This window comes from Vibrio sp. 10N.239.312.C11, from assembly GCF_041466065.1.
Classification (GTDB): domain Bacteria; phylum Pseudomonadota; class Gammaproteobacteria; order Enterobacterales; family Vibrionaceae; genus Vibrio; species Vibrio tasmaniensis_A.
Genome location: NZ_JBFSRZ010000101.1, coordinates 1 through 6,044, shown reverse-complemented (window position 1 = coordinate 6,044; position 6,044 = coordinate 1). Strand labels below are relative to the sequence as shown.

The 6,044-nt window shown below is 42.8% G+C and carries 5 protein-coding genes and 2 tRNA genes; 3 read left to right on the top strand and 4 right to left on the bottom strand.

The genetic code is table 11. The features are described from left to right. Positions 1-99: 99 nt before the first annotated feature. Positions 100-184, bottom strand: a tRNA-Tyr gene (locus AB6D07_RS22440). A 44-nt stretch (positions 185-228) separates the two neighbouring features. Next, positions 229-304 (bottom strand) — tRNA-Thr (locus AB6D07_RS22435). A 209-nt stretch (positions 305-513) separates the two neighbouring features. Between AB6D07_RS22435 and coaA the strand changes: the two genes are divergently transcribed. Next, a complete protein-coding gene (gene coaA, locus AB6D07_RS22430) occupies positions 514-1,437 on the top strand; it encodes a type I pantothenate kinase (protein ID WP_017103313.1) in 924 nt (307 codons plus the stop codon). A 7-nt stretch (positions 1,438-1,444) separates the two neighbouring features. Here the strand turns inward: coaA and birA are convergent, their stop codons facing one another. Beyond that, the gene (birA, locus tag AB6D07_RS22425) at positions 1,445-2,410 is read right to left on the bottom strand and encodes a bifunctional biotin--[acetyl-CoA-carboxylase] ligase/biotin operon repressor BirA (RefSeq protein WP_009844724.1); all 966 of its coding nucleotides are present in this window, start codon (positions 2,408-2,410) and stop codon (positions 1,445-1,447) included. Continuing rightward, positions 2,407-3,453, bottom strand: a complete 1,047-nt coding sequence (murB, locus tag AB6D07_RS22420) for a UDP-N-acetylmuramate dehydrogenase (protein ID WP_029222976.1) — start codon at positions 3,451-3,453, stop codon at positions 2,407-2,409. The genes birA and murB overlap by 4 nt, the downstream gene beginning before the upstream one ends. A 66-nt stretch (positions 3,454-3,519) precedes the next feature. Between murB and AB6D07_RS22415 the strand changes: the two genes are divergently transcribed. Beyond that, positions 3,520-3,951 (top strand): GNAT family N-acetyltransferase, encoded by a 432-nt coding sequence (locus tag AB6D07_RS22415; protein WP_017101063.1) that lies wholly within the window; start codon positions 3,520-3,522, stop codon positions 3,949-3,951. Positions 3,952-4,042: 91 nt separating this feature from the next. Then, positions 4,043-5,383 (top strand): CDP-diacylglycerol--serine O-phosphatidyltransferase, encoded by a 1,341-nt coding sequence (gene pssA, locus AB6D07_RS22410; RefSeq protein WP_017103315.1) that lies wholly within the window; start codon positions 4,043-4,045, stop codon positions 5,381-5,383. The last annotated feature ends 661 nt before the right edge of the window (positions 5,384-6,044 follow it).

The window sequence follows — 6,044 nt, the reverse complement described above, 5'->3', positions numbered from 1 at the left end:
GAATCGAACCCGCATCATCAGCTTGGAAGGCTGAGGTAATAGCCATTATACGATGCACGCAACACGTAACTCTGTTTGAGCTATTTAACCTTTAGAATATGGTGGAGGGAGACGGATTCGAACCATCGAAGGCAGTGCCGGCAGATTTACAGTCTGCTCCCTTTGGCCACTCGGGAACCCCTCCAAATTTTGAGCTTTCTCTCGCTTACCTTAAAGAAAGGGAGAAAGTGGTGCCGACTACCGGAATCGAACTGGTGACCTACTGATTACAAGTCAGTTGCTCTACCTACTGAGCTAAGTCGGCACAAGTGGGGCGCATTTTATTGAATGATTTTCCACCTTGCAATAGTAAATTGAAAAAAAGTGAAAAATTCTCCTATCAAATTCCTATATACGGCTATTTAGCTCAAGGTTTCTGCCTTTAACCCACATCTAGTACAGGAAGATATTTTATTTATCTATCGCTTGATGTATTTTCCATGCACTTGTTTTGTTATCCACTATAGAGTTTATATGAGCCCATTTATGTCATTTGACCGCGAACGTTGGTCTGAGCTAAGGAATTTAGTTCCGATGACACTTTCTGAGAGCGACTTAAAAGAGCTTCAAGGCATCAATGAAAAGCTCACAATGGAGGAAGCCGTTGAGATCTACCTGCCGCTCTCTCGCCTATTAAATCTCTATGTGGCAGCCAGACAGAATAGAAACTCAGTACTCCATCAATTCCTGGATAAAAACGAGAAAGCACCACCTTTTATCATCGGTATTGCTGGAAGTGTCGCTGTGGGCAAAAGTACAACTGCACGACTGCTTAAAGCCCTACTTTCTCGCTGGGAGAACCACCCAAAAGTTGAGCTAGTGACAACCGATGGCTTCTTATACCCAAATGAGGTGTTAGTAGAAAAAGGATTGATGAGTAAAAAGGGCTTTCCGGAGTCTTACGATATTAAGCGTTTAGTGAACTTTGTTTCGGATGTAAAAGCATGCAAGAGAAATGTCACGGCTCCCGTGTACTCGCATCTTACGTACAACATTACTGATGACGTTAAGTGTGTCGACCTACCAGATGTGCTTATTATTGAAGGACTTAATGTCTTGCAAACAGGCATGAACGATCCACACGAGCCACATCGCGTGTTTATTTCAGACTTCCTTGATTTCTCTCTCTATGTTGACGCTGATAGCCAACAAATCAAAGAGTGGTACGTCAATCGCTTTATGAAATTCCGCGATGGCGCGTTTACCAAACCTGGCTCTTACTTTAGTCATTACACAAAATTATCGAACCAAGCGGCACTGGATAAAGCGGAAGGTATCTGGAGTTCCATTAATGGCTTGAACCTAGAACAAAATATCCTTCCTACACGAGAAAGGGCTCACTTGATTCTACGTAAAGGCGCAGACCATATGGTTGAAGAAGTATTACTAAGAAAATAGTAACACCTTAATCGCCTTTTCTTAGCGATATCTCTCCGCCGATATAGCTCTCGATACCATTCTCAGTTTTGAGTAATACAGCACCTTGTTCATCGATGCCTTGAACAACACCTTCAATTTCTCTAGGTCCAATGATCAACCTAACATTGCGACCTAAGAAATTATCAAAGCGATTCCAACGCTCTACAAAATTCGACATCCCTTTCAACTCATAATCAACAAGAGACTTATCCCAGGCATTGATCAGAGCCTGCGCTAACTGATTGCGATCGGGCACCTTCCCATCACACACTTCTTTAAGAGAAGTCCACGGTTGACCAATACCTGATGTTGTTGGATCCATGGATAAGTTTAGCCCTAAACCAATCACAATATGAGCAGCGCCACCAGACTGTCCTGACAGCTCTACCAAGATACCAGCAAGCTTCTTGTCATTGTGGTAAAGGTCGTTCGGCCATTTGAGCTTTATACCTTCTACGCCCATCTCTTCCAAAGCTTCAACAACAGCTACACCAACCACAAGGCTCAAGCCCATCGCAGCAGCCATCCCTGCGTCGAGTCTCCAATACATTGAAAGATAGAGGTTTGCACCGAATGGCGATACCCACTCTCGTCCACGACGTCCACGTCCCGCAGCTTGATATTCAGCAATACAGACAGAACCCGATTCTAGGGTGTTAGTACGCTCTAATAGGTGTTGGTTTGTAGAACCTATGATTGGAATCAGTTCAAGAGAAGCATCTCGACTAACAACAGACAATTTGTCTTCGTTAAGCATATCTAAACGGCTAGCTAACTTATAGCCCTTGCCTTGTACTCGGTAGATATCTAAACCCCACCCTTGAATACCTTTAATGTGCTTACTGATAGCCGCTCGTGATACACCAATCATTTCACCTAGATCTTCACCTGAATGAAACTCACCGTCAGCAATACACTTCAATAGTGCAAGCTTGGTACTGTGTTCTCTCATGCCAATGACTCCAAAGCCTTGTCTAGATTTGTCTCGCAGTCTCGTCCCATAAAACGCACTTCATGTTCTAATCGAATATCGAATTTATTCAAGACAGACTGACGCACTCGCTCTGCAAGCTTAAGGATATCCACAGCAGAAGCCTTATCATAATTGATGATAACTAATGCTTGGTTTGGGTGAACTTGAGCACCTCCTTCTGTCACACCTTTGAACTGGCATTGATCAATCAGCAAGCCTGCAGCGACTTTGATCATGTCATTGCTCTCATAGCCGACAATGTTTGGGTATAGAGCGAACAAGCGATCAAAATGATCTTTGGTGATCACAGGGTTTTTAAAGAAGCTGCCCGCATTGCCTTGGACTCTAGGGTCTGGCAACTTACTTGAACGGATAGCGCATACTTCATCAAATATAGTACGAGGAGAGAGCGTATCGGCTGCTAGGCTTTTTAACGGGCCATAGTGATTGCATGGCTCCCACTCTTTCGGCAACGTTAAACCAATCGCAACAACAATCGCTTTATCGTAGAGAGCGTGCTTGAAAATAGAATCTCGGTAACCAAAGAGACACTCTTCTTTGCTCAATCGCTTAACTGTATAAGTATCCAGACACAGGATATCGACATACTCGCATACGTCTTGTAGCTCAACACCATACGCACCAATATTTTGAATCGGAGCCGAACCTGAACAGCCAGGTATCATTGCTAGGTTTTCTAGACCACCGAGCCCTTTATCCACACTCCATTCAACTAAGTGTGGCCAATCTTCCCCCCCACTAACATGTAGTAGGTGATGACTGTCCGTTTCGGTCAACTCAATCCCGGTTAATTTATTCACAATGACTAGGCCAGCGAAGTGCTCAGTAAAAAGCATATTACTGCCTTTACCCAGTATTAACTTAGGTAAATCGGACCATTTAGGGTCTCTGTAAACGGAAATTAATTCTTCGATAGTGGTGACTTCGACCAACGCATCACACGTCTGATCGATGGAAAAAGTATGAACATTTTTTAAACTAGCATTGAGATGGAATTGCATGGCGATATTCAATTAACTTACACTGCAGTCATTCTACAGCAGATAAACCAATGGCGCAGTGACTGAATGAACAATGTCATCATTACCCAATTAGACCCAGTAAAGGTTCCCCTAGTTAAACGTTTCTATAAAGAACATTACCCAACGGGAAAAGCCAATAAAAGTGAACTGATCTATTCGTTATTACTGGATAACGAGCTGTGCGGTGTCGTGCGCTTTCGTACAATAGAGAATAATCGCTTACTTACTGGGATGGCGATATCAAAACAACATCGCGGTAAGCAATTAGGCTCCCAGCTTATGGACTATTGTGCGCAACATACACTTACGGAAGACGATTACTGCTTTGCGTACGCTCATCTCACCAATTTTTACGCGCGACACCTATTCATACAAATAGACCCTAAAGATCTGCCAAATGGTTTAAGAGTTTTATACGAGCGCTACTCGAATAGCGGAAAAGATCTCATTCCTATGCATTATCAGCAAAATTGTTAGAGAATGCCTCGATTATCTAGTATTTGATGCTATCCCTTTGGTAAAATTAAAGGTTCGCAATTTTGCATATTTTTAAGGTAAAACAGTCAATATGATTGCCAGTAGGAATCCATTCATACAGTTGCCAACCATAGCGCAGAATCCTGACAAGTTTGAAGTACTACTATCAGCGCAAGAGTTTCGAACTCGTCTACTTGATGAGATATCTCGCGCAACGACTCGTATTAGTTTAGTCGCTTTGTATCTTGAAGATGATGAGGCTGGCCGTGAAATCCTAACTGCCTTATATGAAGCAAAACAAAAGAATCCAGAATTAGACGTGAGCGTTTGTGTCGATTGGCACCGAGCGCAACGTGGATTGATTGGCGCAGAGTCTTCTGAAGGCAATGCTGCAATGTATAAAGAGTTTGCAGAAAAATATCAGCACTCTGTACCCGTCTATGGCATTCCAGTTCGCGGCAAAGAAGTCTTTGGCGTATTGCATTTGAAAGGCTTTATCGTCGATGACAGCGTGATATACAGCGGTGCAAGCCTCAACAATATCTACCTGAATTACCATGACCGCTATCGCTTTGATCGTTACCATGTTTTAAACAACGCAGCGCTTGCTGATTCAATGTTTACCTACGTACACGAACAGATGGTTGCGAACAGCGCTGTTTATGACCTGGCTGATAAGAACAAGCCTTCGACCAAAGAACTGAAACCAGCTATTCGTCAGTTTCGTGCATCATTAGCAAGGTCTCAGTATCAATTCGATGGTCAAGAGGTTTCAGCAGACCAAGTTGCTGTAACACCATTAGTTGGTATCGGTAAAAGACGTAACCGTCTGAATCAAGGAATCAATCAACTCGTAGCTCAAGCTAAAGATGAAATCTTTATCTGCACACCTTACTTCAACTTCCCACCTAGCCTAGCTAAAGAAGTGAAGAAAGCGCTTAAGCGTGGCGTAAAGGTCAGCATTGTTGTTGGCGATAAGACAGCGAATGATTTCTTTATCTCACCAGAAGAAGAGTTTAAAACGATTGGTGGTCTTCCATACCTTTACGAATTGAACTTACGTCGTTTCGCTAAAGCGAATGAGGCTCATATTGCTAGCCGTAATCTATCAATTCGACTTTGGCAACACGATTCCAACAGCTTCCACCTAAAGGGTATTTGGGTAGATAAGCGCTACATGCTACTAACAGGTAATAACCTAAACCCTCGCGCATGGAAGTTGGATCTAGAGAACGGCATCTTTATCCAAGATAACTACCATCACCTAACAGACAAGTTTCAGGCTGAAGTGGATAATATCCTTCAACACACTCAGCTTATCTGTACTTATAAGCAGTTAGATAAGGTAGAGAGCTACCCGGTAGAAGTTCAGAAGTTGATTCGTAAGATCACTCGTGTGAAAGCCGATAGAGTGCTTAAGCAAATACTGTAGTCGGATGTATTAGAAACACTATTTATCAACGCCTAGCATACGCTAGGCGTTTTTGTATCTGCGAGATAGCGAGATAAGTATCATTTCATGTCAAAATATCTACTAATAGTAAGTGTGGTAGCTTGAAGAGCTGAACATCCAACTTTTCCTTAATTCTAGATACGTGTATCAGGTATAGAGAGCAGTTAAACGAATATCAATACGAACATAATCGACAATTACCCTCTACGTATTAAAAGTAATAACGTTCGCTACTCCCTACAATGAGGGACGATCGTGCTGGGGTTTCTCACATATAAAGCACTAAGATTCGCCCAATTTGATGTTCTGTTATACTTGGCTTAGCTAAAAGGATTAGAGGTAACTATTTCAGAACCGAACACCACCTCCCAATGCCTTGCAATAGACAGACGCCTCATAGGTAGCGATAAAATCTATAGCAAAAGTTCAAAGATCAGATGTCGGAAACGACGAAAGCCTAGTCGTCAGACTAGGCTTTCTAATATGTGCCGGAATAGCGTGAAGTGTAGGGGCGAGATAGCTTTACAGCACTTATACAACCTAACAGCAAAACACTTTTCTCCAAATGTAAAAAAGCCCCGTATTTCTAGCAGGGCTTTTCTAATAAGTGGCGGAGTGGACGGGACTCGAACCCGCGACC